The 25,633-nt window shown below is 60.4% G+C and carries 21 protein-coding genes; 11 read left to right on the top strand and 10 right to left on the bottom strand.

Going from position 1 to position 25,633, the window contains the following annotated elements; all coding sequences use genetic code 11:
- The first annotated feature begins 290 nt into the window (after nucleotides 1–290).
- The 4 genes from CQ015_RS10975 to CQ015_RS10960 all read left to right on the top strand — a co-directional run bounded on the left by CQ015_RS10975 (nucleotide 291) and on the right by CQ015_RS10960 (nucleotide 5,920).
- Nucleotides 291–1,700, top strand: coding sequence for an L-serine ammonia-lyase (locus tag CQ015_RS10975; RefSeq protein ID WP_105568667.1), 1,410 nt, complete (start codon nucleotides 291–293; stop codon nucleotides 1,698–1,700).
- Nucleotides 1,701–2,107: 407 nt separating this feature from the next.
- Complete coding sequence (gene mgtE / locus CQ015_RS10970) at nucleotides 2,108–3,472, top strand: magnesium transporter (protein ID WP_105650108.1); 1,365 nt, start codon at nucleotides 2,108–2,110, stop codon at nucleotides 3,470–3,472.
- A gap of 65 nt (nucleotides 3,473–3,537) precedes the next feature.
- The gene (locus tag CQ015_RS10965) at nucleotides 3,538–4,647 is read left to right on the top strand and encodes a tRNA-dihydrouridine synthase (RefSeq protein WP_105553328.1); all 1,110 of its coding nucleotides are present in this window, start codon (nucleotides 3,538–3,540) and stop codon (nucleotides 4,645–4,647) included.
- Nucleotides 4,648–4,789: 142 nt separating this feature from the next.
- On the top strand, nucleotides 4,790–5,920 hold the full coding sequence (locus tag CQ015_RS10960) for a hypothetical protein (protein ID WP_258133549.1): 1,131 nt from the start codon (nucleotides 4,790–4,792) through the stop codon (nucleotides 5,918–5,920).
- Between the two features lie 71 nt (nucleotides 5,921–5,991).
- On the opposite strand, the gene CQ015_RS10955 is transcribed toward CQ015_RS10960, so the two are convergent.
- On the bottom strand, nucleotides 5,992–7,149 hold the full coding sequence (locus CQ015_RS10955; protein ID WP_105650107.1) for a CPBP family intramembrane glutamic endopeptidase: 1,158 nt from the start codon (nucleotides 7,147–7,149) through the stop codon (nucleotides 5,992–5,994).
- A 156-nt stretch (nucleotides 7,150–7,305) separates the two neighbouring features.
- Between CQ015_RS10955 and CQ015_RS10950 the strand changes: the two genes are divergently transcribed.
- From CQ015_RS10950 to CQ015_RS10940, 3 genes are read left to right on the top strand one after another with little or no spacing between them, the layout of a single operon-like run.
- Nucleotides 7,306–8,583: a YibE/F family protein gene (locus CQ015_RS10950; protein WP_105650106.1), complete on the top strand. Its 1,278-nt coding sequence runs from the start codon at nucleotides 7,306–7,308 to the stop codon at nucleotides 8,581–8,583.
- A gap of 46 nt (nucleotides 8,584–8,629) precedes the next feature.
- Complete coding sequence (locus CQ015_RS10945) at nucleotides 8,630–9,688, top strand: metal ABC transporter solute-binding protein, Zn/Mn family (RefSeq protein ID WP_105553325.1); 1,059 nt, start codon at nucleotides 8,630–8,632, stop codon at nucleotides 9,686–9,688.
- Between the two features lie 20 nt (nucleotides 9,689–9,708).
- Nucleotides 9,709–10,827 carry a CDP-glycerol glycerophosphotransferase family protein gene (locus tag CQ015_RS10940; protein WP_105553324.1) on the top strand — a complete coding sequence of 373 codons (1,119 nt, stop codon included), beginning with the start codon at nucleotides 9,709–9,711 and terminating at the stop codon, nucleotides 10,825–10,827.
- On the opposite strand, the gene CQ015_RS10935 is transcribed toward CQ015_RS10940, so the two are convergent.
- From CQ015_RS10935 to CQ015_RS10915, 5 genes are all read right to left on the bottom strand, one after another.
- Nucleotides 10,824–12,314 carry a gamma-aminobutyraldehyde dehydrogenase gene (locus CQ015_RS10935; RefSeq protein ID WP_105553323.1) on the bottom strand — a complete coding sequence of 497 codons (1,491 nt, stop codon included), beginning with the start codon at nucleotides 12,312–12,314 and terminating at the stop codon, nucleotides 10,824–10,826. The two genes, CQ015_RS10940 and CQ015_RS10935, sit on opposite strands and share 4 nt — an antisense overlap.
- Before the next feature lie 37 nt (nucleotides 12,315–12,351).
- On the bottom strand, nucleotides 12,352–12,720 hold the full coding sequence (locus tag CQ015_RS10930; protein ID WP_105553322.1) for a cupin domain-containing protein: 369 nt from the start codon (nucleotides 12,718–12,720) through the stop codon (nucleotides 12,352–12,354).
- On the bottom strand, nucleotides 12,720–14,165 hold the full coding sequence (locus tag CQ015_RS10925; protein WP_105553321.1) for an FAD-binding oxidoreductase: 1,446 nt from the start codon (nucleotides 14,163–14,165) through the stop codon (nucleotides 12,720–12,722). Before CQ015_RS10925 ends, CQ015_RS10930 begins: the two co-directional genes overlap by 1 nt.
- A gap of 358 nt (nucleotides 14,166–14,523) precedes the next feature.
- On the bottom strand, nucleotides 14,524–14,922 hold the full coding sequence (locus CQ015_RS10920) for a hypothetical protein (protein WP_105568673.1): 399 nt from the start codon (nucleotides 14,920–14,922) through the stop codon (nucleotides 14,524–14,526).
- 4 nt (nucleotides 14,923–14,926) lie between these two features.
- On the bottom strand, nucleotides 14,927–16,846 hold the full coding sequence (locus CQ015_RS10915) for a primary-amine oxidase (protein ID WP_105553319.1): 1,920 nt from the start codon (nucleotides 16,844–16,846) through the stop codon (nucleotides 14,927–14,929).
- Nucleotides 16,847–16,973: 127 nt separating this feature from the next.
- Between CQ015_RS10915 and CQ015_RS10910 the strand changes: the two genes are divergently transcribed.
- The 4 genes from CQ015_RS10910 to CQ015_RS10895 all read left to right on the top strand — a co-directional run bounded on the left by CQ015_RS10910 (nucleotide 16,974) and on the right by CQ015_RS10895 (nucleotide 21,567).
- Nucleotides 16,974–17,561 (top strand): TetR/AcrR family transcriptional regulator, encoded by a 588-nt coding sequence (locus CQ015_RS10910; RefSeq protein WP_105553318.1) that lies wholly within the window; start codon nucleotides 16,974–16,976, stop codon nucleotides 17,559–17,561.
- Between the two features lie 107 nt (nucleotides 17,562–17,668).
- Nucleotides 17,669–18,598: a helix-turn-helix domain-containing protein gene (locus CQ015_RS10905; RefSeq protein WP_181150399.1), complete on the top strand. Its 930-nt coding sequence runs from the start codon at nucleotides 17,669–17,671 to the stop codon at nucleotides 18,596–18,598.
- A 104-nt stretch (nucleotides 18,599–18,702) separates the two neighbouring features.
- Entirely contained in the window at nucleotides 18,703–20,139 is a 1,437-nt protein-coding gene (locus CQ015_RS10900) for an APC family permease (RefSeq protein WP_105650104.1), read from the top strand.
- A 15-nt stretch (nucleotides 20,140–20,154) separates the two neighbouring features.
- Nucleotides 20,155–21,567, top strand: a complete 1,413-nt coding sequence (locus CQ015_RS10895) for an aldehyde dehydrogenase family protein (protein WP_105650103.1) — start codon at nucleotides 20,155–20,157, stop codon at nucleotides 21,565–21,567.
- A gap of 71 nt (nucleotides 21,568–21,638) precedes the next feature.
- On the opposite strand, the gene CQ015_RS10890 is transcribed toward CQ015_RS10895, so the two are convergent.
- From CQ015_RS10890 to CQ015_RS10875, 4 genes are all read right to left on the bottom strand, one after another.
- Nucleotides 21,639–22,112, bottom strand: a complete 474-nt coding sequence (locus tag CQ015_RS10890; RefSeq protein ID WP_181148204.1) for an HtaA domain-containing protein — start codon at nucleotides 22,110–22,112, stop codon at nucleotides 21,639–21,641.
- 100 nt (nucleotides 22,113–22,212) lie between these two features.
- Nucleotides 22,213–22,674, bottom strand: coding sequence for a hypothetical protein (locus CQ015_RS18980; protein ID WP_181148205.1), 462 nt, complete (start codon nucleotides 22,672–22,674; stop codon nucleotides 22,213–22,215).
- 106 nt (nucleotides 22,675–22,780) lie between these two features.
- Nucleotides 22,781–24,151: an FAD-binding oxidoreductase gene (locus CQ015_RS10880; RefSeq protein WP_258133802.1), complete on the bottom strand. Its 1,371-nt coding sequence runs from the start codon at nucleotides 24,149–24,151 to the stop codon at nucleotides 22,781–22,783.
- 95 nt (nucleotides 24,152–24,246) lie between these two features.
- Nucleotides 24,247–25,617, bottom strand: coding sequence for an aspartate aminotransferase family protein (locus tag CQ015_RS10875; protein WP_105553312.1), 1,371 nt, complete (start codon nucleotides 25,615–25,617; stop codon nucleotides 24,247–24,249).
- Nucleotides 25,618–25,633 lie beyond the last annotated feature (16 nt).

Here is a 25,633-nt window from a genome sequence, read left to right as displayed (position 1 = left end):
GCTGATGGTAATGCTGGTGTGTTGCCGGAGTTGAAGCAGCGTGTGCTGGATCTGGCGCAGGCTCACCCGCTCTACCCGGAACTCGCGAAGGTTTCCGAGTAGCAGCTTTTAAGTAAGGAAGGCCCGGAAAGCAAAAACATCGCGTTCCGGGCCTTTCGTCTCTTGTGCGAATGCCAAACAGGCCACTATCGTGCATCACCGGGGACGGGGATCATCCTATTCTCTGCCTCACCACACACATTAGGTGTGAGCATCACCTATTGCCCCAAGTTCTAAGGATGTGAACCGTCATGGCGGTTAGCGTATTCGATCTTTTCTCGGTTGGTATCGGACCGTCCTCCAGCCACACCGTGGGACCAATGCGTGCGGCGCACGCATTCATTGCCCAGGTAATTCGCGAGGGGAAGATTGAGGCACTCGAATCCCTGCGCATCGACGTGTACGGTTCGCTTGCAGCGACCGGACGCGGGCACGGGACCTTCACCGCAATTATGCTCGGGCTGGAGGGCTTCGAACCTGAAGCCATTCTCCCGGCACAGGTAGATGAGCGTCTGGCACAGATGGAATCCACCGGTATTCTTCGTCTCGGGTCTCAGCTGGAGGTGCGCAAGGACCTGAATTACAAGGTCAGTGACATGATTCAGCACCCATTGACCGTCCTGCCCCGGCACACCAACGGCGTGAAGTTCATAGCCTTGGATGCAGCAGGCGCAGAACTGCTCAACGAAACGTTCTTCTCCGTCGGCGGCGGTTTCATTGTCCGCGAAGGCACCGAAGAACGTATTGAGAAGAATATCGAAAAGAAGGTCAAGCAGCAGCCGTATCCCTTTACTACTGCTGCGCGCCTGATGGAACATACGCAGGATACCGGCAAGTCGATTGCCGAGATCATGATGGCCAATGAGGAGACCTTCCGTACCCGGGAAGAAATCCGTTCCGGCCTCGTCCACATCTACGAGGTGATGGAACAGTGCAAGGACGCATCGCTCGAACGCACCGGCGTGCTTCCCGGAGGATTGAAGGTTCGCCGCCGCGCACCAGAATGGCACGAACGCTTGCGTAAGGAAGACAAGGACCGCGATCCGGTCTACTGGCAGGAATGGATCAACCTCGTGGCGCTGGCCGTCAATGAAGAAAACGCTTCGGGCGGTCGCGTCGTGACAGCTCCAACCAACGGTGCCGCGGGCATCATCCCTGCCGTCCTGTTCTACGCAACCCACTACGCACCAGGGGCCAAGTACTGGAACGAAGAGGAAAAGAACGACGCCGTGGTTCGCTTCCTGCTCACCGCCGGTGCCGTTGGCGTGCTGTACAAGGAACAGGCCTCGATCTCCGGTGCCGAGGTCGGTTGCCAGGGCGAAGTTGGTTCGGCTTCGTCGATGGCGGCCGGTGGGCTAGCCGAAATTCTTGGCGGCACCCCAGCCCAGGTTGAAAACGCCGCGGAGATTGCCATGGAACATAACCTTGGACTCACTTGCGACCCGATCGGCGGCCTCGTGCAGATTCCATGCATTGAACGCAACGCGATTGCCGCTTCCAAGGCGGTGAACGCGGCCAAGATGGCGTTGATGGGCGACGGCGAACACCACGTCACCTTGGATGAAGTCATCATCACCATGCGCGAGACGGGCAAGGATATGAGCGACAAGTACAAGGAAACCGCAATGGGCGGCCTGGCCGTCAACGTGGTTGAATGCTAATTCAGCACCCCGAATAAGCGTGCGGTGGGCTCTTGCCCGCCGCACGCTTTTTCATCTGGCGGATGTGATCTTGTCGCCTACGTGGCAACTATTGCCCAAGATGATGATAGAACTAAGGAGAAGGTTCTCGGGCGTACACCCGAACGGATTCCAGGAGGTGAGCTGCATGGACGACGGTTCTAGTCGATCTATGTCCTCGCGACCTCCGCATTTCAGCCGCTGAGCTACACGACAATTCCTGTGCAGCGGTGAGTGAGCTTTGGAGAGCCGCGCTTCAAATCCCTCCTCCACGCATGATTCCCGCAAACGATCACTGATGGACTTTTCTCCTAGATTTCGCTAGGTGAACGCCTGCCGGTGATTCGCCCGCACCTCTGGAATGATGCGCCAATACACCGTTTGGGCTGATGACCTTGCACATTTCCAAAGAAGTAGACTTCTCTACTATTTCAATGCTGATCCAGGAGCATCTCGGCTCACCGGATTTCAACGAGCTTGCCTTCCTGCTGCGCGGGCTGAGCTTGCAGCAAACCCTCCAGCAGCTGCACCGGCTGCCGGCCAAAGACATGGCAATCGTCTACCGGCTGCTCGCCAAGGATCAAGCCCTTGGTGTTTTCCAACGCCTGGATCCTGCCATCCAGGCCGAACTGATTGGCAGCTTGCAGCAGGACGCGGTCAGCGAAACCTTTGCCGGGATGGCAACCGATGATCGCGTGGCGCTGCTCGATGAACTACCGGCGCAGCTTGCGGCGAAACTGCTGCGAGGCCTAGCCCCGGAGCAGCGCGAGGCGGTCAACGTCCTGCTCGGGTATCGCGCTGGGGTGGTGGGGCACCTGATGAATCCTTACTTTGTCACGACCCGCCCAGAGCTGAGCGTTGCCGAAAGCCTGCAACGGGTACGAGGCCAATTGGAAAGTGCAGAGAGTATCTACACGCTGGTAGTGACCGATGAAACGCGTCGCTTGCTCGGGGTAGTTTCACTGCGCGCACTGATGGCCGCCGACGAAGAACAGCGGGTATCGGAGCTGCTCACCGTTGGCGCCGGTCTGCACGCCGAGCAGCCCGCAACCGAGGCGGCTCGCCAAGTGGTGCTTAGCAAGGAACTGCTGATCCCGGTGGTGGATTCCGAGCAGCGGGTTGTCGGAGTCTTTAGCTCCACCGACGCGATCTCGATTCTCGCCGCGGCCGATGAGGAACGCGCTGCGCGCGGTTCCGGTGCCGAACCTCTGCGGCGTCCCTACCTGAGCACCGCGGTGGGTTCTCTGGTAAAAAGCCGCATTATATGGCTGCTGGTGCTTGCCGTCGGGGCAAGCCTCACGGTCCAGGTGCTTTCGAGTTTCGAAGAAACCCTCGAGTCGATGGTGGTGCTCAGCTTGTTCATTCCACTGATCGTCGGCATCGGCGGCAACACCGGAAACCAGGCGGCGACCACGGTCACCCGAGCAATTGCGATGGGCGATGTTCGCGTCGGGGACCTCGGGCGGGTCATGCTGCGTGAGCTCTGTGTGGGGCTCATCCTCGGATTATGCCTGGGAACCCTCGGATTTGCGCTGGCCGGATTCATCTTCGGCGGATCCATTGCGCTGATTATCGGGATCACGCTGGTGGCACTGTGCACGATAGCGGCAGGAGTCGGCGGCATCATGCCGATTATCGGCAAATGGCTGAAAGTCGATCCTGCGGTCTTCTCGAATCCATTCATCTCAACTTTTGTGGATGCCGCCGGGCTGATCGTGTACTTCAGCGTGGCAGTTGCCGTGCTCGCAAACTAGCATGCCCCAGCTCATGGCAACTTGCCTGTTGGAATAATATCCGGGGCTACAGCGTCACACTAGATATGCCTCTAAGTAAATTGTTCACCCCAGTCACCATCCCTACGCGCAGCGGAGCGGGCCTGATGCTGCGCAACCGGGTCGTGCTGCCACCTATGTGCCAGTACGCCGTTGACAAGACAGACGGCGTGCCCACGGACTGGCAGCTAGTTCACCTCGGCTCGATGGCCCATGGCGGTTTTTCGCTGATCGTCACCGAAGCTTCGGCGGTGGTACCCGAAGGCCGGATCTCGGATCGTGACGCCGGAATCTGGAACGAGGAGCAGGTCCAATCATGGGCACGCGTCAACGAATACGTGCACGCGCACGGTGCCGCAACGGCCATCCAGCTGGCTCACGCCGGGGCGAAGGCCTCGACCTATAGCTGGCTCCAGGAGCTCGAAGCAGAGCAGAAGACCGGAAGCCTCGCCGTGTCCGAGGGAGGGTGGGACACCGTCACCTCCACGCCGAGCGAAATTTACGGTCTGAAACCAGCGAGCGGAATGACTCAAGAGCAGATCGCTGACTCCGTCCAAGCCTGGGCCGCGGCGGCGAAGCGTGCCGATGCTGCAGGTTTTGACATGATACAAATCCATGCGGCCCATGGATACTTGATTCACCAGTTCCTCTCGCCATTGTCGAATAAGCGAACCGATGAGTATGGCGGAAGCTGGGAAAACCGCACACGCTACCTTCGCGAGATCGTGCATGCGGTCGCGGCCAGCTGGCCCGAGAACAAGGCCCTGGGCATTCGCTTCTCTGGAGACGATTGGGTCGAAGCCGGCTGGCGCATCGCCGACACCATTAAATTGGCCGAGGAGCTCTACGCGGCAGGAGTGCGGGCCTTTGACCTTTCCAGCGCCGGAATCGGTGCCTTCCATGGCCCCAGCGGTCCCGGATACCAAGTCCCATTGGCCCAGGCGGTTAAGCAGGCACTGCCAGATGACGCCTTTGTGACCGCCGTGGGCGGAATTACCGAAGCCCATCAGGCCGAGCAGATATTGGTGACCGGACAGGCCGACGGCGTATGCATCGGACGGGCGGCATTGGGCGACCCGCAGTGGCCAAACCGCGCCGCGCAGGTCTTGGGGGCCAGCAAGTCGCACCCCTCGCATTACTGGCGTGGACGCTGGTAAAAAACTTAGGTCGGGTGGCTATTTGAGCTTTGCCCATGCGATCTTTTCGCTTTGCTCTTCCAGCTATCGACGCGCGGTGTTAGGTTAGTCACACGGAGCTAGTCGCACGGCGGCCAGGGGTCGCGTGCGGAAGGGAGTCAGCATGGCACTACGCGCGGATTCTAATGGAATCGACGCTTCGCTTTATCGGGAAAATGGTTCGTGGTGCACCGCTTTGGTGGATGCATCATTGGGAACCACCGCGGCGCACGAAGCAGCTGACCGATTGCCGGGGGAAGTGGCCAAACTACTGAAAAGCCAGCAGGCCAGCTCCAATGATATTGAAGCTGTGACCGGGGCTTTGGAACCGGCGAAGGGGCTTCGTGCACCGGTAGCTCGATTCATCGCAGTCCATGACGGGACGGTGGTACTCAACGAACTCATTCCCGGACTGAAGGTCGAATCCGCCGCCGTGGATGCGGGACCATTTCCGAATTTCACCGCCCTAGCCAGGGCGCGGGGTGGGGCATTTTCCTATCTTGTGGCCGAGGTCGGGCGCGATGGCGGAGAGGTGCACCTGTACAACACCACGTCCCCGGAGCGAGTGGGCAGCCGCGGGATCGTGGGCTCACCGGAAGAAACCCACCATGCACGCAAGGTGCCAGGCGAGTATGACCAGCCGAAGAATCAGTCCGCGGCCGATGAGATGGCGCGACGCAACGCCGAGGAAGTTGCGGAACTGATCACCGAAATGTGCAAGGACACCTATATCAGGCTCATTGTGCTTTCCGGTGACGTGAAATCGCGAGAGGCCATCGCTGGGATGCTTCCGGTGGCGCTCAAGCCGTATGTCGAGGTCTTGGATGCGCACACGCGCACCGGCGGCGCGGATACCAAGCAGGTTGATGACCGCATTTCGCAGTTAGTCTCCGATACGCACGCCGAAGCGATAGCGGAGCTTGAGCAGCGGGTGTCGGCTCAGGCTGGCAACGGTCGCGCGCAACTGGCCGTAGGCCTCGCCGAGGTGGTGACAGCGCTGCAATCCGCTCAGGCAGAAGTGGTGCTCGTTGGACAGTATCAAGATGAACACACGCTGCGGGCGCTATCCGCCGAACCTTGGGTGGCCCATGAAGAGGGCGATGATCATTCGGACCTGGTCATGGGGCAGTGGCCGGCTCCAGAGGTGCTGCTTCGAGCGACGGCGTTGACGGATGCCACAATCCGTTACGTTCCCGACTCGATTCTTCCCGATGGTGTGGGCATCGCAGCCTTGCTGCGCTGGGCCAAGTCCTAAAACCGAGAAAGCTTCGCCGGTGAGAGCGCATGATGCGTGCTCACCGGCGAAGCTTTTTAGCGCCACCCTAGCTACGGGTTAGGTGCGTTATGGTCGTGGGGGTTCGCGTCCGGCTGGCTGGGATTGGGGTAGCCTTCCAGCGGTGGCTGCGCCGGAGCGTAGGCCGAACCGCTCTGCGGGGCGGGCGGAGCCCAATACGCCGGTGCCGGCGGAACCGCAGGATAGGGCGCCGGCCAAGGCTGCAACAGCTGTGGGGCACGGCGCTGCGGTGCCGGCCCGGCCGTTCTCTCGATATGCCGCCGCTTGGCCACCCAAAGCAGGATGTAGGTCACCAGCGCGGTGAATCCTATCGAAGTAAGCAGGCTAGAGAGCGACGATTGCGTGGCGTTGATATCGACCGCTCCGACGGCGGCCAGCAGGAACAAGCCCACATTGTTGATCACGTGTATTGCGATGGCCGCTTCCAAGCCGCCGGTGCGCCAGGTGAGGAATCCTGCGGCTATGGCGAAGAACGCCACATCAAGCAGCCCGTAAATATCGTATAAGTGGCCAAAGGTGAATAGCGGCACCGGAAGCAATATCGCGAACAACGGGTGTTTAAGCCAGCTGCCAATGGTTTGCATGAGCATCCCGCGGAATACGATTTCCTCCGCCGCTGCCTGGAACGGCACCAGCAGCACCACGAGCAAGGCGAAGAAGAGCGGATTCGCGGGGAGGTTCTCTGCGGGGACATTCGTCGGAGCCACGAGGCCGGCGGCCTCGATGCCTAAACTAATCCCAAAATAAACTGCATAGAGCACGACCGCGATCCCGGTGCACAGGCCCAGCCATTTCCAGCGAATCCTGCCGGCCACGGAGATCAAGAGCCCCAGTGGTTTGGGGCCGAGCAGCAGGTAGGCGAAATACGCTACCGGGATCAATACGATCAGCGAGAGCATGGTGAAGAGGAAGACCGCAGGGTCGGCCATGTTCATGCTGTCGAAAGCCATCATCACCGGATCGGTCGGCTCGTCAAGCCGCGTCCCCAGCGAGCTGAAGAGCACGATCATGAGGCCTATGAGCAAGATGACGATTGCCACCAGGTAGAAACCCGTGGCCGTTCCCAGCAATGCCAAGGGGCGCCACCATGCATACTTCGGATCCCGGCGCATCAGACGATGGAACTCGTATCGAGGTTCATCGGCGCTTGCTGCATTGGGTGTAGGCCCATTTATCTCTGGCATGCTCATAATACAATTTTCGCCCCGAACAGGTTCTTTAGGTATGAACCTTGCGGAGGATTTGTTGGATCATCCTTTAGGGGTGTTCATTACCGGGTGTACAGGTTGGCTGACTAGACTTGGGCGCGACGAGTTCTGAAAATTCCTTTGAGGAGTACACCGCACGTGGGGCATCACCATCACGATCAGCCGATTTTGCAAGACCCGAGCCGCAGGCGCCGCGCTTCAATCATTCTGTGGGCCCTGCTCGCCCCCGTCGGGGCGCTCGCTTTGATCATGGTCATCGCGCTCTGGCCGCAGGGCAACTATGATCGCTTTGCCCTGAACGGCGCAATGGAGACAACCGGTGGCGCGAGCATGCAGGTCGGCACCGTGACCAGATCGGCGATCGAGGACTGCCCCTCGAGCATCGGGCTTGAAGATGTCGGAGGCAAGACGCTGGAATGCAACGTCACCTACCTGATGCCAAATAGTGGCGGCGCCGAAATTCAACTGGAGATTCCGCCGGAGACGCTGCATTCCCGCGAAGCGCGTTCCGGTGACCAGATTCGATATTTGGACCTGTCAAGCGTTGACTCGGGCAGCGGCAGCCCCTATGTCTTTGTGGATTTCGTGCGCACCTTGCCGATGGCCCTGCTGGCGGTGGCTTATGGCCTGGTGGTGGTACTGGTAGCTGGCTGGCGTGGTGCTCGCGCGGTCATTGGGCTCGTTGGCGGCATCGCGTTCATGATCATTTTCATGGTGCCGGCGTTGTTGGAGGGCGGGAATCCCGTGCTGATTGCGCTGACGGGTTCGACCGCGATCATGTTCGTGGCGTTGTATTTCGCCCATGGGCTCAACGCGAAAACGTCCACCGCACTGCTCGGAACGCTCTTTGGCTTGGCGGTGACAGCCGGTTTGGCGGTGTGGCTGACCGACGCCGCGGCGCTCACCGGCGCCAATGATGAACATGCGATGACGCTCTCCACCGTGGTGCCGCAAATATCCCTGCCCGGCCTGCTGATCTGTGGCCTGCTGGTGGGCGGCATGGGTGTGTTGAACGACGTCACCATCACCCAGTCCGCAACGGTCTGGGAGTTGGCGGAGACCGCTCCGCATGCTTCGGCCAGGGAGTTGTTCTTCAAGGGCATGCGCATCGGTCGCGACCATATCGCCTCGACCGTGTATACGATTGCCTTCGCCTATGCCGGTGCGGCACTGCCGATCTTGGCCATCGCGGCATTGAGCGATCAAAGCTTCGGGACCACCCTGAGCTCGGGCTCGATGGCGGAGGAAGTCATCCGAATCCTCATAGGCTCCATCGGTTTGGTCCTCGCGATCCCGGTCACCACGGCTATCGCCGTGGTTGTCGTGAAGGCGACTGGTACCGGCGGTGCGCACGGTAAAAGCAGTGTGCCGCTCGGACGGCGAGCAGCGCTAAGTGCGAATGGTTCTCAAAACTAATGTAGAATAGTTCTCAATAGCGTGATGGGTGAATGGAGACTAATAGATGAAAAACCGTGGAATGCTGGCCTCATTGGTGACGATCCCACTGACCGGCTTACTGCTGGCAGGATGCTCGGCAAATACAACCGCCGAGGCGCAGGGCACCGAGGAGCCAGCAGCCGGTGGCAAGGTTGAGGTTGTCACAACGATGAATGTGTACGGGCAGATTGCCCGGGCTGTCGGCGGCGAGCATGTAGAGGTCACCGAAATTATCACTTCCACGGCGCAGGATCCGCACTCTTACGAGCCAACCGCCCGGGACAAGCTCACCGTGTCCAAGGCCTCGATCGTCTTGGCCAACGGCGGCGGCTATGACCAATTCATGGACTCGCTGGTTTCCTCGTTGCCTGCCGAGCAAGCCGAACAGGTGCAGCTGATCCACGCTGTGGACTCCTCTCCGGTAGCGGCAGAGCACGAAGAAGGCGAAGCGCATGCCGAGCATGAGGGCGAGGAGCATGCCGAGCATGAGCATGAGGGCGAGGAGCATGCCGAGCACGAGCATGCAGAAGAAGCAGCCGATGACCATGCTGGACATGATCACGCGGAATACAACGAACATATTTGGTATGACCTGGATTCAATGGAAGCCCTCGCAGCCAGTTTGGCTACCGAGCTTGGCGAATCCGACCCAGAAAACGCCGAGACCTTCAAAGCCAACGCTGCAAGCTTCGCGGAGGGGATCGGTGGATTGCAGGAGCAGCTCGCATCCGCGAAGCTTGGCAAGCGCAGCTACGCCATGACCGAGCCGGTGCCATTCCATCTGCTCGAGGATGCAGGAATGGAAAATAAGACTCCCGCTGGACTGAGCGAAGCCGTCGAAGCCGGCGAAGGGATCGCGCCGCTGACGCTCAAGTCATTGAGCGACACACTGGATGCAGGCGAACTGGATGTGCTGGCTTATAACGTGCAGACCGAAGGGCCTGAAACTACGGCACTTCGTGCGAGCGCCGAATCCGGCAAGGTGGCGGTAGTGGACTTCCGCGAAACCATCACCGACGACTCCAGCTACCTTGAATGGATGGAGAAAAATATTAGCTCCTTGGCTTCCGCGATTGGCGAGTAGTTAAAACGTAGACTAGAGGCATGTCTCTGATTACCTCCCAAGTCAATCAAGTCGCAGGCCGTGCAAGGTCAATTTTCGCTGAACGTGCGGTGCGAACGCAGATTGCCGAGGCCAAGCAAGACTTGGATAAGGCGGAGAATGTCCTCTTTTTCGCCGAGGGTCCCGGACAGTTCTACCAACTTGGGGTTTGGCTGGAAACCTTCGAACGGTTGGCGGCGCAGGGGCAATCTGCCGGCGTAGTGGTCATGGATGCATTGACTGCCCGCGAAGTGCTCAAGGTCAGCAAATTGCCGGTCTACTTCACGCGGTCCATTGAGCAGATCGAGCGAAAGCTTACCGAGTTGGGAACCAGGACCATTTGCTACGTGAATAATTCACAGCGCAATTTCACCATGCTCCGTTTTAATGGACCGGCGCATATTCACCTGAACCACGGGGAGAGCGAAAAGGCCTCCATGGTTTCAAACCAGCTCAAGGCCTATGACTATGCCTGCGTTGCCGGCCCGGCCGCCGTGGCACGTATTTCCGAGTCAATAGCTCGTTTCGATATCAAGCACCTGGTGCAGATAGGCCGACCGCAACTGGACGCGTTGACTCCTGAAAGCCCGTCGACAAAAATTCGAGTGCTCTACGCGCCGACGTGGGAGGGCGACTCGGAGGCGATGGATTATTCCTCGGTGGTGCGGTTGGGTGAAAGCATCCTGACCCAGTTCGAGGGCGACCGCCGCTTCGAGGTGCGATTCCGTCCACATCCCAAAACCGGTGACAATTCTGCAGCGACCAAACGCGAAATCGCGGCGCTACGCACCCGATTTGCCGCGGAACTTGATCCGCTGGCCGACCCGGGACAGTCATTGGTTTGGGCAGACGTCGCGATCTGCGACACCTCGGCGATGGCCTACGACGCGGTGGCGTTAAACGTTCCGCTGTTCCTGACCGGAAAACGCCCCTCGCAATTGCGTGATCGCCTACCGCAGGAGCAGCTATTGGGCTCGGCAAACGGGCTGGCGCAGCGTGTGGCCGAACTGGCCAAGGCCGGCGTATCTGGGCGACAAAAGCAACTGGCCCAGTATTTCTTCGCCACCACCTCTCCGGGAGACGCTACGAAAAAGTTGGGCCAGTTGCTGGGTTCCGTCTAGCGCTGCAGAAACACGGTATTCTGCCATTCGCGGTGAGTATCCGTGTCGTGCGAGATCAACACATGCTTGACGTTGGTGTATTCATCAAATGAATACTGGCTCATGTCCTTGCCCATGCCGGAGGACTTGTAGCCGCCGTGAGGCATCTCGGAGACGATGATGATGTGTTCATTGATCCACACGCATCCGGCCTGAATCTGCGCACTGGCACGCATGGCCCGGTTAAGGTCCTTAGTCCAAGCGCTGGCAGCCAGGCCGTACGGAGTATCGTTGGCTAGCTCGATCGCTTCCTCATCGGTTTCGAAAGGCAAGGCCACCAGCACCGGGCCAAAGACCTCGTGCTGTACGATCTCGGAATCTTGGCTGGCCCCAACAAGCAGCGTAGGACGATAGAAGTTCCCCGGGCCTTCGAGCCGGCGTCCACCGGCCAGGACGCTGGCACCGGAGCCAACCGCGCGCTGCACCATCGAGGAGACCTTCTGCAGATGGGCCGCGCTGATCAGTGCTCCCATATCGGTGTTCGGATCCTGCGGGTCACCGACCACCATGGCGTCCATCAGCTGGGCAACCCGCCGGGTGAATTTCTCGAATACCGACGAATGCACATAGGCGCGCGTGGCGGCGGTGCAGTCCTGCCCCGCATTGATCGTTGAACCGGCAACCGCCCCATGGGCTGCCGCCTCGATGTCCGCGTCGTCGAAGACCACAAATGGAGCCTTGCCACCGAGCTCCAGATGCACACGCTTTCCGGTCTCGGCCGCCATCGTCATGACCTTCAGGCCGACTTGGGTGGAACCGGTAAAGGAAGTCATGCGAACCTGCTTGTGCCTGACCAATGCCTCACCGACGCTTGCGCCGCTGCCAACCACAACGTTGATCACGCCGTCGGGCAGACCCGCATCCTTGGCGGCCTGAGCGAAGAGCAGGCTTGTTCCGGGAGTTAGCTCGCTGGGTTTGAGCACGATGGTGTTTCCGGCGGCGATGGCCGGCAACACTTTCCAAGCGGCCATCTGCAAGGGGTAGTTCCACGGCGAGATAGAGCCAACCACGCCGATGGGCTCCCGGCGAATCATCGAGGTCGTATTACCCGCGTAATCTCCGGAAGCCAGACCCTGCAGGTTGCGTGCGGCTCCAGCAAAGAAGTTCACGTTGTCGATCGAACCGGGCACATCAAACTCGGTGGACATGCGCATGCTCTTGCCGGTCTGCGCGGTCTCCACTTCGGCCAGTACCTGTGCGTGGGATTGCAGCTCGCGGGCCAGCGCCAACAGATGATCGGACCGCTCCCCGGGGGTGAGGGCCGACCAGATCTCGAAGGCCTTCGCCGCCGCCTGGACCGCTTCGTCTACCTCGGCCACGCTCGCAGTATCAACTTCTTCGAGTTGCTCTCCGGTCGCCGGATTGATTCGAATAAGTAGCTCACCGGTACCGTGGCGCCAGGAGCCGTTGATGAATTGGTGTCCTTGTGAAAAATTGAAACCTGACATGTTCTATCGTTCCTTGGATTTGTGGATTCTTTGCGGGCTAGAGACTCAGATAGATCTTGCGCAGAGTTTTCGTGACGCGCCATTCGGTATGCATCTGGGCGTGCAGCCGCACCAGGGCACCGGGGAATAGCTCAATTTCTTGCGCGGCGAAACCCGCGCTCTGCGCAATCTTGATATTTCCGGACCCGGAAAGCACCACGAAGTATTCGTCCGCTTCGATGTCGCGCATTGCGCCGATCGACATCTCCCAGATCCCGATGGACGTCCCGGCCAGGTCACCGACCTCGTGCACGGCGGTGCGGGTGCCGGCCGCGTCTAGTTCCAGATGCTGCGGAATTGGTTCGGCCGCTAGCGGGATGCTGGCAGCGTCAACGAGGGTGGCTAGCGGTCTGTTTTCATCTGCCATTAGGAATCGAAGCCCATGCCGATCTTGTCCATGACCTTGAGGAAGGCCGGCCGTTTACCCTCATTGCGATCGGCGCTGATCAGCTGACTGGTCATGAGCTTAACCCCGACATACGCGGCGGGTTCCGGAGGGAAGGGAATCGGCTTGGTGCGAACCATTTCCAGCTCGGTGAGCTCGGTCTTTTCGCCCGAGAGCAGATCCAACATGACCTTCGCACCGAATCTTGTGGCGCCGACACCGAGTCCGGTGAATCCTGCGCAGTAGGCCACCTTGCCGCCGTGAGCCAGGTCAAAGAAGGAGAAGAAGCGTGAGCAGGTATCGATTGCCCCGCCCCAGGCGTGGGAGAACTTCACGTCCTTCAGCTGCGGGAAGTTTCCGAAAAAATGGGCTGCGAGCTTCTCGAATGTGGAGTTATTGGTGTCGTAGCTCGAGCGGACTTTGCCACCGAAATGGTAAATGGCATCGTAGCCCCCGTAGAGGATCCGGCAGTTGCCATTTTCATCTACGGTCGGTCTGGCGTAGTGGAATCTATTGTTCAGATCGGCCAGCCCGACTGGCTCTTTCCAACCCAGCGAACGGTGTTGCTCTTCGGTCAGCGGTTCGGTCATCAACGCGTAATCGTAGACGGGGATGACCCTTGCCCGGTGACGTTTGAGCAAGGAGGGGAAGACGTTGGTGGCTAAGGCCACGCGCTGGGCCCGAATGCGCCCGGCTGCCGTCAATACGAGTATTTGCCCATTGTCCTCTTTCAGCTCGGCAGCGTGGGTGTGCTCGTAGATGCGCACTCCCAGCTCCCGGCAGACCCGGGCCAGTTCCCAAGCGAGTTTTGCTGGGTGCACCAGCGCCGTGGACGTTCGATCCAAGGAGCCCGCGAGGAAATCCGGGGAGTTGATGACTTCCTTGACTTGTTGGCCATCGAGATATTCGGTGCCTTCGGACTCGGCCGCTTCGGCAACCCAAGGGACCTGATGCGGCTCGGTGGCCACTTCGAGTACGCCAGCACGAGTGAACTCCACATCCATGCCATAGCGCTCGACGGTGGCTTGGAACTCATCGAGGTTTTGAGTTCCCAGCTTGCCGAGCAGAGCATTTTCCCGAGGCAAGTGGTTTTCGCCGTTGGCCTCACCGTGTACTAGTGAGGCTTCGCAGAAACCGCCATTGCGCCCCGAAGCAGCCCAGCCGATGCGTTGCCCTTCGATGAGGACCACATCCCGGTGGGGGTCTCGTTCTTTAGCTTGAAGCGCCGTCCAGAGACCGGTATATCCACCGCCGACAACGAGCAGGTCTGCCTCGATCGAACCGTCTAAAGCGTGCGTTGCATCGGGGCGGTGCTCGTTATCAAGCCAGTATGAGGTGTGCTTGGCACCGGACAGGGATTCTTTGATGTGCCCGGCCGCGGCATTTGCTTCGTGCCGGTCAAAGGTAAGGGGCAAATTCGTGCTCATTATTGGTCCTCGAGTCGTATCAGTGTGAAGTTTGCTGTGTTGGGCTACGACAGGGGAACCACGAGCGGGCACAGGATGGCAGCGGGGATCTGGTCCCCAGGGATTGCAGGCATGACGGATGCCGATTGCCGAAGGGCAGGATCGCGTTTTGCGGCAATGCGGTGCGCGGCATGATTCGATAGCCATTGGCTGGCCACGGATATCCCTCTTCTCGGAGTGCTTGCCTCGCAGTGAACGTCATTCATTACTTATCTAAGCCCGGTTTCTCGGGCAGGTCAAGGGAAAATTCAATTCTCTGTGCAGCGAAATGATGACATGAAACGGCTGAGGACCAGATCCATGATCTGATCCTCAGCGATTAATTTGCCGCGTATTGCGGTTTTGGCGTCCGACTTCGTGAACGGTTGAGTAACACGGCCGCGAAGAACATCAGCAGGAGCTCGGCGACTCCCACCACGAGCATTGGCACGGCGTGGGCAACATGTTCAGGCGCGGCGCCTGATGAGTGATGGGCGGCGCCTCCGGGGAGTCCTAGCACCATGATGATGTGCGCCAGCCCCATCAACGCGCTCATCAGCATCAGCGCCTGCGGTGACTCGCCTTTCGCCACCGCCAGCGCGCATTTTATGCACCATGCGGTCATGAGGAGCAGCACCAAGGACCAGCCAAGGTCATGCGGCGCCGCGATGAGCAGCACCAGATGGGTAGCTGACATGATGAGGGTCGCGGCCACCAGGACCCGGAGAGCCGCCGGCACGGGATTAGCTGTTCGTGGAGCAGCATCCACCGGCGGAGTCCGATGCGGTTGAGCAGCAACCGTGCTTGGCTGGTTCCGGGACGTCTAGTGCCGGTGAACGGTCAAAGAACCCTTCGGGGCGGATCTTGAATCCAACGGTGTCCACCGGCATGATTGGCCAGTCTTCGGTGCGTGGGAAATGGGTCAGCGCAAAGGTGTGCCAGAGGCTCACCGCCTCGCCGTCAATGTTCTTATCTTCCTCTATCCAAGAACCAATGCCGGCAACTCCCGGGTTCTGGTTGACGAAATCTCCGGTGGGGTAGCGCTGTGCCGCATTGCGCTGGGTAACCCAAAGGGCCTTGGAGGCAAATTCGGCACGCTTCTGCACCGAGGAGCCCTCGGCGGCAAGCAAGGTCGGCAGCCCCTGCGGCATGAGCTTGTAGCCTACCGGCTTGCCGAGGTAATTCTTCGACTCGGGATTGGTCACTACCCATGAACGTCCCGCGGCCATATTCGCATCGCGGACCGCTTGCTGCTCGGTGGCCAGCACGGTGTGCGAACGGCTGAAGGCGTTGCCGCGCGGGTTCTCTGCGCTGATCGGCAGGCGGACGGCTTCCTCCTCGATGACCTGGCTGGGGCCGCCGTCGAGGGCGAAATCGAGGCGGGCGCCGAAGATGTGCTGGTGGAATGGTGCCCCTAGTCCCGGTGCCATTTCGGAGGCGAAGCGCTCATCGAGCATGGCGGAGGTGAAGACGACGCCGGTGGCCTTGGCCTCGAACTCGATGGTGCCGTCCAGGTAGAGGTACCAGTAGAAGCCGTAGTCGTAGTTGCCCACGGTGGTGAAGAAGCTGATCACCAGGCGACGGTTGCGCCGGGTGTACTTGACCCCCGACCAATCATCGGAGTGCTTTGCGAGAATCGAGGCATCCTCCTCGTGCATGCAAATTCCGTTGGTAATTGTTTGGGCCTCGCCGTTGGCGTCGGTGATCACCGGGGAGATGTAGTGGATCTCGCCGAGGCAGTCACAACCCAGTTCCAGCGAGTTGGCGAATCGGCCCACCAGGTATTCGCCGGTATCAAAATAGTTCTGCCAGCTGCGCACCGGAGAAGGGTCGCCGTAGGGGACCACCATTTCGGCGATGGAAGCGCGATCCAGGATGCGGCGGCGCTGCTCCTGGTCGTCAAAGGCGATGTTGTAGAGCACTAGGCCTTCGCGCATATCGAAGCCGATATCCAGCGACCATTTCTCCCACTCGACGTGGTTTCCCTCGGTTACCGTGAAGCTTGCGCCCTCGGGCTGCGTGATTTCGATCGGTCGTTGGGTGGTGCGGACCGGACCGGTGAGTTCCGGATCCGTGTAGTTTCCATGTGTTTCCGGCACCGGAACGATACCAAAATCCAGGAGCTGGTCCACGGTGCCGGCGATGGTGTCGAGGTAGACCACGAGCCCATCCACCGGGTGGGCCCAGGCGGAATCTTCGGCAAAGTCCTGGCGGAAGGCCAGGCCGCGCAGGATCCGGCGTCCGGATTCCTGCGGGTACTCGAAGACGCCGGCGGATAATGGCGCGACCCGAACCTGCTCGGGCTTCAGATTTCTTTTGGCTAGGGCCGCGGCCCACTCCTCGCTCTTGGCCAAGATTGCTTCGACCATTTCGAATTCTTCCACGAGCACCGGCAGCTGGCCGGTGGCCCCTGGATCCAGCTCCACGAGCGTTTCAATCTTCCCAGTGGAGAGGTCAAGGACTACATCCTTCGGCTCATTCTCCAGCCGGTCCATCAGCATGGCGCGGACCCTGCGCCCAGGGGCCTGCGGGTTTGGATCTTCAAGTCCCATGTAGGCAATGCGGGTGTTCTGTCCGTAAATCCCCGCGGTCACCAAGATCTTCTTGGCCGCGGCAATTTCTTCTGCAGAAAGCAGGGAGAAGTTAGTTTTTGTATCTTGCATGACAAACGCATCCTTTGGATTGATGTGAGTCGAACCACTTTTTATTCTCTGCTTGTAGAGAATACGGAAAATGGCGACTCGTGGCAATAGCGCGCCGAAGAAAACTTGTCTTAGCTAGGCTGGGTGCATGCCAAGAATTGTTGACCACAACCAGCGGCGCCGCGAGATTGTCGAAGTCACCTGGCGCTTTATTGCCAGGCAAGGCTTCGACAAGCTGAACCTGCGCGACCTGTCCGCCGCGGCTGGCTATGCCAACGGTGGATTGAAAACCTATTTTCCGAACCGTGACGCGATTCTGGTTGCGACATTCAATTACGTTGCCGACTCAACCAGCCGACGCATTGCCGAAAAGACCGCGACGCTCAAGGGCGTAGACGCGATTCGCGCCTTTGCGCTAGAGGTGCTCCCCTTGGATGAGGAGCGTCGGGACGAGGGGCGTGTTGCCGTGCATTTCTGGCATCTGGCACTCGGCGAGCCGGATTTGGCTGAGGTGAATGCGGTGGCGATGGATCGCTGGCGCACCATGCTGGACGGCTGGCTGGTCGATATCTTGGGTGATGGGCACCCGGGTGCGATGGTGGCACGTGACTCGCTGCTCAACTTCATGCTTGGTGCGCAGGGTGCGAGCGTGCTCGACGCCCGGACGAATACCGCTCAATCGCTGGTTGAGCAGCTCGAATACCAGCTGCGTGCGCTCGTGGCCCTGCCGCGATAAATATTCTTTATTCTCCGCCTGAAGAATAAAGGTGACTTTGGAGTAGAACTGCCGTACCCTCAAACGTGATGCCCGACACAACGGGGGTGCGTTCCAGAGAGGTCTCGATGTATCAGATTCAACATGTTGACTCGTTCAGCGCATGGTCCAGGCTGATCTCTGATGCCTTCGTGCAATTACGCAGCGAGCAGGTAACCGCCGGTCACTTCTCGGCCAGCCTCGGGGTCAATATGCTCGGCAACATCGGACTGATGCGAGTGAATTCCAAGGCGCACACCGTCTTGCGTACCGAGGACCTGACCTCCACCGGAGACGGGGAATTCTACAAAGTCTCTTATCAGCTCGCCGGGCACGGCCTGTTGATTCAAGATGGACGCGAAACCGTTTTAGCCCCCGGAGACTTGGCAATCTACGATACTCAGCGGCCCTACACGCTGAGCTTTGACCAGGCGGCCTCACTGATGGTGGTGCTCATTCCGCATCATCAGTTTCGGCTCTCGCGCCACCAGGTCGGCGAAATCACCGCTACTCGAATGGAAGCCGGGCATCCGCTCACCGGAACTGTTACGCCGCTGTTGCGGCATTTGGGCGAAAACCTGGCACAGTGGGATCGATATGGTGGCGCGGGGCTTGCCCGCAATACCGTGGATCTGCTGGCGACCTCGCTGGGCGGTGTGCTATCCCATGCCCATGCGGTGGACCCACGGATTGCCCAGCGCGAACGCATTATCGAATTCATAGAGCAGCGCCTGGACGCTCCGGAGCTAACGCCCGCTTATATTGCAGAAGCCCACTTCATCTCGGTGCGAACCCTGCATGCTCTCTTCGCGGAGGAGCCACGCAGCGTTGCCGCCCTCATCCGGCATTATCGGATGAAATACGCTGCCGAGCTTTTGAGCGACCCATTGCTGGCACAGGTGTCGGTCCAGAGGGTCGGCACGCGCGTAGGCATCGTCGATGCACCCGGATTCACCAGAGCCTTCGCCCGCGAATACGGGCTGACTCCCGGTAAATTCAGGCTCAAGGCGTTGGCCTGAGCCATCGTATGCGCGCATGGGCAAGAGCCCTGCACGCAACGGCAACGTGAATGTGAACCCCGCCATGGATCCTTGAGATATCGATAGATTGAGTGGGGAAACCAATGGGACTCGAACAACGCACCTTATCGGTGCCAGCACTGGTAGTCATGATTATCGCGGCCAGCGCACCGCTGACGGTTGTCGCCGGCGGCGTAACGACAAACTATGCGGTGACCGGCATGGATTCGGTGCCGCTGTCATTTGTCATTCTGGGAATTATCCTGCTGATCTTCAGCATCGGCTACACCGCGATGAGCCAGCATATACCTAACGCGGGCGCCTTCTACGCGTATATCGCCGGAGGCCTGGGCCAAGCCGCCGGCGTCGGCGCGGCTATGGTCGCGGTTGTCAGCTACAACCTCATGCAGATCGGCATCTATGGGCTCTTCGGGTTCGCGGCGGCTTCCTTCGCTTCCGGCCTCTTAGGCTCCACCATCCCTTGGTGGGTTATGGCGCTAGTCGCTTGGATTCTGGTCGGTGCGCTGGGTATGAACCGGGTCGATTTCTCCGTCAAAATTCTTGGATTCGTCGTCGCGCTGGAATTCCTCGTGGTCATTGTTTATGACGCGATGACCTTCGCGGTCGCTCCGGAAGCACCAGAATTCAACGCTGCATTCAACGTCGGTGACGCGATGGCGCCGGGCATGGGCGCGGTCATGGCGTTCAGCATCGCGGCATTCATGGGGTTCGAGTCTGGAACTATCTACAACGAAGAGGTCAAGGATCCAAAGCGCACGGCCCGCAGTGCCACGCTGATTGCCGTCACGATCATCGCAGTATTCTATGCCTTCTCCGCGTGGGCCGTTGCCGTGGGCGAGGGGCAGGGAAATGTCGCCGCGGCCTCGGCAGAATTCGGACCCGATCTGATCTTCGTATTCCTCGGTGCCCATGCGCCGGGCTGGTTCGTTGACATCGCTAACCTGCTGTTCATCACCAGCCTGTTCGCCGCGCTGCTTGCCTTCCACAACGTGGTGGCACGCTACTTTTACTCCATGGGCCGCGGTGGCGCCTTGCCGAAGTTCCTCGCGAAGACCTCACGCCGAACCCACGCGCCGGTCGCCGGTTCCCAGGCCCAGTCATTGCTTGCCTTGCTGGTGATCGTGGTATTTGCGGTGGTCTCCGCCGGCAAGGACCCGATATTTATCGTCTTCACCATGTTCACTTGGATGACAAACTCCGCCGCCTTCGGGCTGGTGCTGCTGATGGCGCTGACTTCATTCGCGGTGTGCGGATACTTCGCCAGGAACCGTACGGCAGATTCGCTGCTCACCCGTGTTATCGCCCCAATTGCTGCCGGGCTGGCGCTGAGCTTTGTCTTTGTCCAGATCGTCATCAACTTCGATGTTCTGATCGGCTTGGAGGAACCAGGGGCGTTGCCCTATATCTTGCAAGCAATAGTCATTGTGCCCGGTATCCTCGGCTTCCTGCTTTCTTGGTGGGTGCGAAAGATCCGGAATAAGTCTGCTCAATCTAAAATCCATGAAACAACTCTGAACTAACCAAGGGAGATCTCAATGTCATACTCCAACGCACAGGAACTGCTGTCCGCTATTCAGCCGGCTTCCGGCGGCACCGAAATCTTTGACCCGGCCACCGGAGAGCTCGTCGGCCGGGTAGCCCAAAGCAGCGTGGCAGATTTGGACGCCGCGGTGAGCGCCGCCCGAACTGCACAACCTGCATGGGACGCACTCGGCCACGAAGAGCGCAATCGTCTGCTGAACCTGGCCGCGGATCGCATCGAAGCCAACGCCGAGGCCTTGGCCGAGCTGCTTTCCCGGGAACAGGGCAAACCGCTAAACGGTCCCAACGCTCGCTTCGAAATTGGAGGATGCGCGGCTTGGCTGCGCGCCGCCACCGCCTATGAGGTGGAGCCGGAGGTCGTGGTGGACGACGGGGAAACCTACGCCGCCAAACACTACCGTGCCCTAGGCGTGGTGGGCGCCATTGGACCGTGGAACTGGCCGATGATGATCTCCATCTGGCAGCTGGCGCCTTCGCTGCGCATGGGCAACACCGTGGTCATGAAGCCAAGCGAATACACCCCGTTGTCGGTGCTGGCCTTGGGGCATGTCCTCAACGAGGTCTTGCCAGCGGATGTGCTGCATGTAGTGGCCGGTGGCCGTGAAGTAGGAGAGAAGCTCTCCGCCCACCCAGAGATCAATAAGATCATGTTCACCGGGTCCACCCCGACAGGAAAGGCGATCATTCGCTCTTCGGCCGACACCGTCAAGCGGCTGACCCTCGAGCTGGGTGGAAACGATGCGGGAATCGTCATGGAGGACGCCGATCCGAAGGCCATCGCCGAGGATCTGTTCTGGGGCGCATTCATCAACACCGGCCAAACCTGTGCCGCCTTGAAGCGCCTGTACGTCCCGGAATCCATCTACGCGCAGGTCTGCCAGGCCTTGACCGAGGTGGCCGCCAAGATGCCAATGGGCGTGGGCCTTGATGAGAACAACGTCCTCGGCCCGCTGCAGAATAAGGCCCAATATAAGATCGTCGCCGACCTGGTCCAGAGTGCGGTGGACTCCGGTGCGACGGTGCTGCTGGGGGCCGACCCGGACAGCGAAGCTGCCGGATACTTCTACCCAACCACCCTGGTGGCAGATATCGATCCGCAAAATCCTCTGGTCACCGAGGAGCAGTTCGGTCCGGCCTTGCCGATTGTCAAGGTTAAGAACGTGGAAGAAGCCATAACCCACGCTAACTCGTTGGAGACCGGACTGGGCGCTTCGGTCTGGGGCTCGGATCGCGAGCAGGCTCTTGCCGTAGCGGCACGGATCCAGGCCGGCACGGTCTGGATCAATTCGCACGGCACTATCGATCCGCGCATTCCGTTCGGCGGGGCCAAGCAGTCCGGCTATGGTTTGGAATTCGGGCTGGATGGGCTCAAGGCACTGGCTCAGCCGCAGCTGATCAAGGGCTGATAAAAAAGCGCAAAGGGTCCGCAACTCCGGCAAGGAGCTGCGGACCCTTTGAAGCATGTGGTGCCTGCCCGCTAGCCGCGCAAGACGACCTCAACCGGTTCCATGTCTTGGCCGGACTTGTACTGTCCGTTGAACAGGGCCGAGCCCTGTTCCGTCAGTGATGCCGCGAAGCGGGTTTTGACCAGACCGAAGGCATTGGACACGGCGGTTTCGACCAGTTCGGCGATGGGCAGGCGCTCGCCGTTTTCGTTGGCGACGCTGAGCAGGACCAAATCATCGTGTTCTTCGATGCGCGGTTCGATGAGGTCCAGCTTCATCATTCCGCCATGGCCCACGAAGGAGACACGGCCGTTGAAGCGCAGCTCGCCTTCGGGGGATTCGGCGTCCACGGCGACCGGGAACGCGAGGTTATTGCCAACCTGCCACACCCCGTTGGATGCTTCGATACGGCCGTCGGGAAGCGAAGAAATATAGCCCACAAAGGAAGCCTTCAGGCCCCACTCGAGGTGAGGCTGGAACGGATCACCCGCCGGTGCACCATTCATACCCATCATCGTGTTCATTCCCCTTTGCGGCTTGACGTCGCGCGCGGTGCGCAAATTAGATCCGGGGATCAGTATTGCATATACATTAGCTTGAAAGAGACTACTGGTTACCTTGTTTGCGCTCGTGGTACCAAATCTCCTCGATAAATGGTTCCCCGGCCTCACGAACCTCGACGACGACGTCGCTGAACGACGTGCCGTCGGGCAGCACCAAGCTGGTGGTAGCCCAGGAACCATTCCAATAGCCCAGATCCAGGCTTGTCGGCTCGTACTTCAGCGCAATGTTCGCCTCGAGGTGCTTCATGGCGGTGAAATAGCCGCTGGCGGCGACGATCGTGCACACGATGGCAAGCAAGCCGGAGGCACCGGCAACGATCAGTTCGGTGCGTATCGAAGACTTCAAGGCATAGGTTTGCAGCCCGTCGGGCTTCCGCTGGAAGTCGCCGCGGCGGATCAGCCCGTGGATGAGCGTGGGGAAGCAGATCAGCACCAAGGTCACCGCGACACCAAAATAAACCAGTGGCCGCAGAAAATCTATCGGTTCGTATCCCAGCATCTCCATGGTCCGATCCTAGCCAAAGATACGCTAGCTGACCAGAGGTATTAAACACCAGTAGATCGTCCAATGAGTGGGGACCGGTCCCTTGTGGGCGCCGGGCAGCACGCGCCTAGATCCCCTTGCCGGGGTTGAGGATTCCCTGCGGATCGAATACCTGCCTGATGGAATGCTGCAACCGCAGCGAACGCGACCCGATTTCTTCCTCGAGCCAATCCTGCTTGAGCAGGCCGATGCCGTGCTCGCCGGTCAGCGTGCCGCCCAAGCGTTGGGCCAGATGGAACATGTCGGCCAGTGCCGCCTTGGGCGCCCCTGAGGTGATGGACTGCCCCGGATCCACCACGATGACCGGGTGCAGATTGCCGTCTGCGGCATGGGCGATGGTGAAGATGCGCACGCCGCGCCGCTCGCCGATTTCGGCCAGGCCGGCCAGCGCCTCGGCGAGTTTGCTGCGTGGCACCCCGATGTCGCAGATCGATACCGTACCTAGCTGCTCCATGCTGGGGATCGCCTGGCGCCGTGCTTCCATCAGCTGAGCCGCCTGCGCTTCGTCCTCGGCGCGGTCGATGCGCGAGGCCAGCGGCATAATGGCCTCCACCAGTGCCTGCATTTCCAGTTCGGCGCCGAACCCGTCGGTTTGCGCCAGGAGCAGGGCGCCACCTAGCTCCCGGTGCCCGGTGCCCAGGGCGCCATCGATGGCCCAGAGGCTGGGCCCGTCCATGAGTTCCAAAACCGAAGGCTGCAGCCGAGCGGAAATAATCGCCGCCGCGGCCTGCGCGGCGCGGGACTCATCGGGGAAATAAGCGGCGGCGGTCGCGGTGCGAATCGGCTTGGGGCGCAGGCGCAGCACGGCTTCCACCACAATGCCCAAGGTTCCCTCGGAGCCGATGAAGAGGGCATTCATGTCGTAGCCGGCCACGCCCTTGATGGTGCGGCGCCCGGTGCGCAGCAGCTGCCCATCGGGGAGCACCACGGTCAGGGCCAAAACCGATTCGCGGGTCACCCCGTACTTGGCGCACCACATGCCCCCGGCGTTGGTGGCAATATTTCCACCGATGGAGCAGATGGCGGTGCTTGCCGGATCCGGGGCATAGAACAGGCCGAGCTCACCGGCGGCGGCATTAACCGCCGCATTGATGACGCCGGGCTGAACCACCGCGATCTGCTCGACGGGATCGATGGAGATGATCCGATCCATTTTCGAGACGTCCAGGACCACTTCGCCGCGCCGGGCCGTTGCGCCGGCCGCCAAACCGGTTCCGGCGCCACGCGGCACGATCTTCACCCCGAACTTGCTGGCCAGCTCCATGGCCAGCACCACGTCCGCGGTGCTCCGGGCAAAAACCACGCCGTCCGCGAAGGATTCCGGGAGATATCCCGAGCGGTCGATGCTTGCCCGTTGGCAGTCTTCCGGACGTATCGAGGCCTGTGGATGCGCGTCTAATAGCTGCTTGCTGGACTGGTTGGCTTCTCCGGGGATCACTGGGACGTCCTTGGCTCGAGAGGGGGTGGGGGGGTGTTAAAAAGGCCCGGCGGGAGCGCATAATGCTCTCCCGCCGGGCCCGATACAACTCATGGCTAGCCGGTCACGAACTTGTCGGCGACAACCAGCGCCTGCTCCAGCCGGTCCAGGGCTTCGACCAGGACATCGTCCGGGATGTTCAGTGCCGGAACCACATGCAGCCGGTTGAAGTTGGCGAAGGGCAGCAGCCCGGCAGCCTTGGCCGCGGCCACCACCTCGTTCATCTCGGGGGAGGAGCCGCCGTAGGCCGCCAGCGGCTCGCGGGTTTCACGGTTCTTGACCAACTCGATGGCCCAGAACACCCCGGCTCCGCGGACCTCGCCCACCGAGGGGTGCTGCGCGGCGAACTGCGCCAGCCGCGGGCCGATGATCTCATCGCCCAGGCGCTTGGCATTGGCCACCATGGACTCGTCCTCCATCGCGTGGATGGTAGCGACCGCCGCCGCGCAGGCCAGCGGGTGGCCCGAGTAGGTCAAGCCGCCAGGGTAGGGGCGTTCGCGGAAGGTCTCGAAGATCTCGTCGTTGATCGCCACGCCGCCCAGCGGCACGTAGCCCGAGTTCACCCCCTTGGCGAAGGTCAGCAGATCCGGGGTGACGCCCCAGTGGTTGACCGAGAACCACTGGCCGCTGCGCCCGAATCCCGCCATCACCTCGTCGGCGATGTACACGATCCCGTACTTGCGGGTCAGCTCGCGCACCCCGGCCAGGTAGCCGGCCGGCGGCATATAGATGCCGGCGGTGCCCGGAATGGATTCGAGGATCAACGCGCCGATGGTCGAGGCGCCCTCCAGGACGATGGTGTCTTCCAGGTGCTTCAGCGCCCGCTCGGTTTCCTCCGCTTCGCTGGTTGAGCCGAAGTAGGACCGGTAGGGGTAGGCGGGGAAGAAATGCACTACCCCGTCGGTGGCATGGTCCGAGGCGAAGCGCCGCGGGTCGCCGGTCGCATTGATCGCCAGCTGCGTGCCGCCGTGGTAGGAACGGTAGGCGGAGAGCACCTTGTGCTTTCCGGTGTGCAGCCGAGCCATGCGGATGGCATGCTCCACCGCGTCGGCCCCGCCGTTGGTGAAGAAGATCCGATTCAGGTCTCCCGGGGTGCGCTCGGCGATGAGCCGGGCCGCCTCGGAACGCGCATCGTTGACATGCTGCGGGGCGATGGTCGCGATCTTCGCGGCCTGCTCCTGGATGGCCGCGATCACCTTGGGGTGCTGATGGCCGATATTCGTGTTGACCAGCTGGCTGGAAATGTCGATCAGCTTCCGGCCTTCGCCATCCCAGACGTAGGAGTCCTGCGTCTTCAGAATGGTCATCGGGTTGAACGGTCCCTGCGCCTGCCACGAATGGAAGACGTGGTCGCGGTCCAGCTGGTAGGCGCGCTTGCCTGCTTCGATCTCTTCCGCCGAGATGTCGGCGGTGAGCTGTTCGGTCATGAATCTAGATCCTTCT

It is taken from the genome of Arthrobacter sp. MYb221 (assembly GCF_002979835.1).
Lineage (GTDB): Bacteria > Actinomycetota > Actinomycetes > Actinomycetales > Micrococcaceae > Glutamicibacter.
Note: the sequence above shows the minus strand (reverse complement) of the source record. Positions and strands in the feature narration are given on the sequence as shown.

What these genes read in the sequence shown, in the direction of transcription:
- CQ015_RS10975 (WP_105568667.1), top strand. Translation starts at nt 291, where the DNA reads ATGGCGGTTAGCGTATTCGATCTTTTCTCGGTTGGTATCGGACCGTCC.
- mgtE (WP_105650108.1), top strand. Translation starts at nt 2,108, where the DNA reads ATGACCTTGCACATTTCCAAAGAAGTAGACTTCTCTACTATTTCAATG.
- CQ015_RS10965 (WP_105553328.1), top strand. Translation starts at nt 3,538, where the DNA reads ATGCCTCTAAGTAAATTGTTCACCCCAGTCACCATCCCTACGCGCAGC.
- CQ015_RS10960 (WP_258133549.1), top strand. Translation starts at nt 4,790, where the DNA reads ATGGCACTACGCGCGGATTCTAATGGAATCGACGCTTCGCTTTATCGG.
- CQ015_RS10955 (WP_105650107.1), bottom strand. Translation starts at nt 7,149, where the DNA reads ATGAGCATGCCAGAGATAAATGGGCCTACACCCAATGCAGCAAGCGCC.
- CQ015_RS10945 (WP_105553325.1), top strand. Translation starts at nt 8,630, where the DNA reads ATGAAAAACCGTGGAATGCTGGCCTCATTGGTGACGATCCCACTGACC.
- CQ015_RS10940 (WP_105553324.1), top strand. Translation starts at nt 9,709, where the DNA reads ATGTCTCTGATTACCTCCCAAGTCAATCAAGTCGCAGGCCGTGCAAGG.
- CQ015_RS10935 (WP_105553323.1), bottom strand. Translation starts at nt 12,314, where the DNA reads ATGTCAGGTTTCAATTTTTCACAAGGACACCAATTCATCAACGGCTCC.
- CQ015_RS10930 (WP_105553322.1), bottom strand. Translation starts at nt 12,720, where the DNA reads ATGGCAGATGAAAACAGACCGCTAGCCACCCTCGTTGACGCTGCCAGC.
- CQ015_RS10925 (WP_105553321.1), bottom strand. Translation starts at nt 14,165, where the DNA reads ATGAGCACGAATTTGCCCCTTACCTTTGACCGGCACGAAGCAAATGCC.
- CQ015_RS10915 (WP_105553319.1), bottom strand. Translation starts at nt 16,846, where the DNA reads ATGCAAGATACAAAAACTAACTTCTCCCTGCTTTCTGCAGAAGAAATT.
- CQ015_RS10910 (WP_105553318.1), top strand. Translation starts at nt 16,974, where the DNA reads ATGCCAAGAATTGTTGACCACAACCAGCGGCGCCGCGAGATTGTCGAA.
- CQ015_RS10905 (WP_181150399.1), top strand. Translation starts at nt 17,669, where the DNA reads ATGTATCAGATTCAACATGTTGACTCGTTCAGCGCATGGTCCAGGCTG.
- CQ015_RS10900 (WP_105650104.1), top strand. Translation starts at nt 18,703, where the DNA reads ATGGGACTCGAACAACGCACCTTATCGGTGCCAGCACTGGTAGTCATG.
- CQ015_RS10895 (WP_105650103.1), top strand. Translation starts at nt 20,155, where the DNA reads ATGTCATACTCCAACGCACAGGAACTGCTGTCCGCTATTCAGCCGGCT.
- CQ015_RS10890 (WP_181148204.1), bottom strand. Translation starts at nt 22,112, where the DNA reads ATGAATGGTGCACCGGCGGGTGATCCGTTCCAGCCTCACCTCGAGTGG.
- CQ015_RS18980 (WP_181148205.1), bottom strand. Translation starts at nt 22,674, where the DNA reads ATGGAGATGCTGGGATACGAACCGATAGATTTTCTGCGGCCACTGGTT.
- CQ015_RS10875 (WP_105553312.1), bottom strand. Translation starts at nt 25,617, where the DNA reads ATGACCGAACAGCTCACCGCCGACATCTCGGCGGAAGAGATCGAAGCA.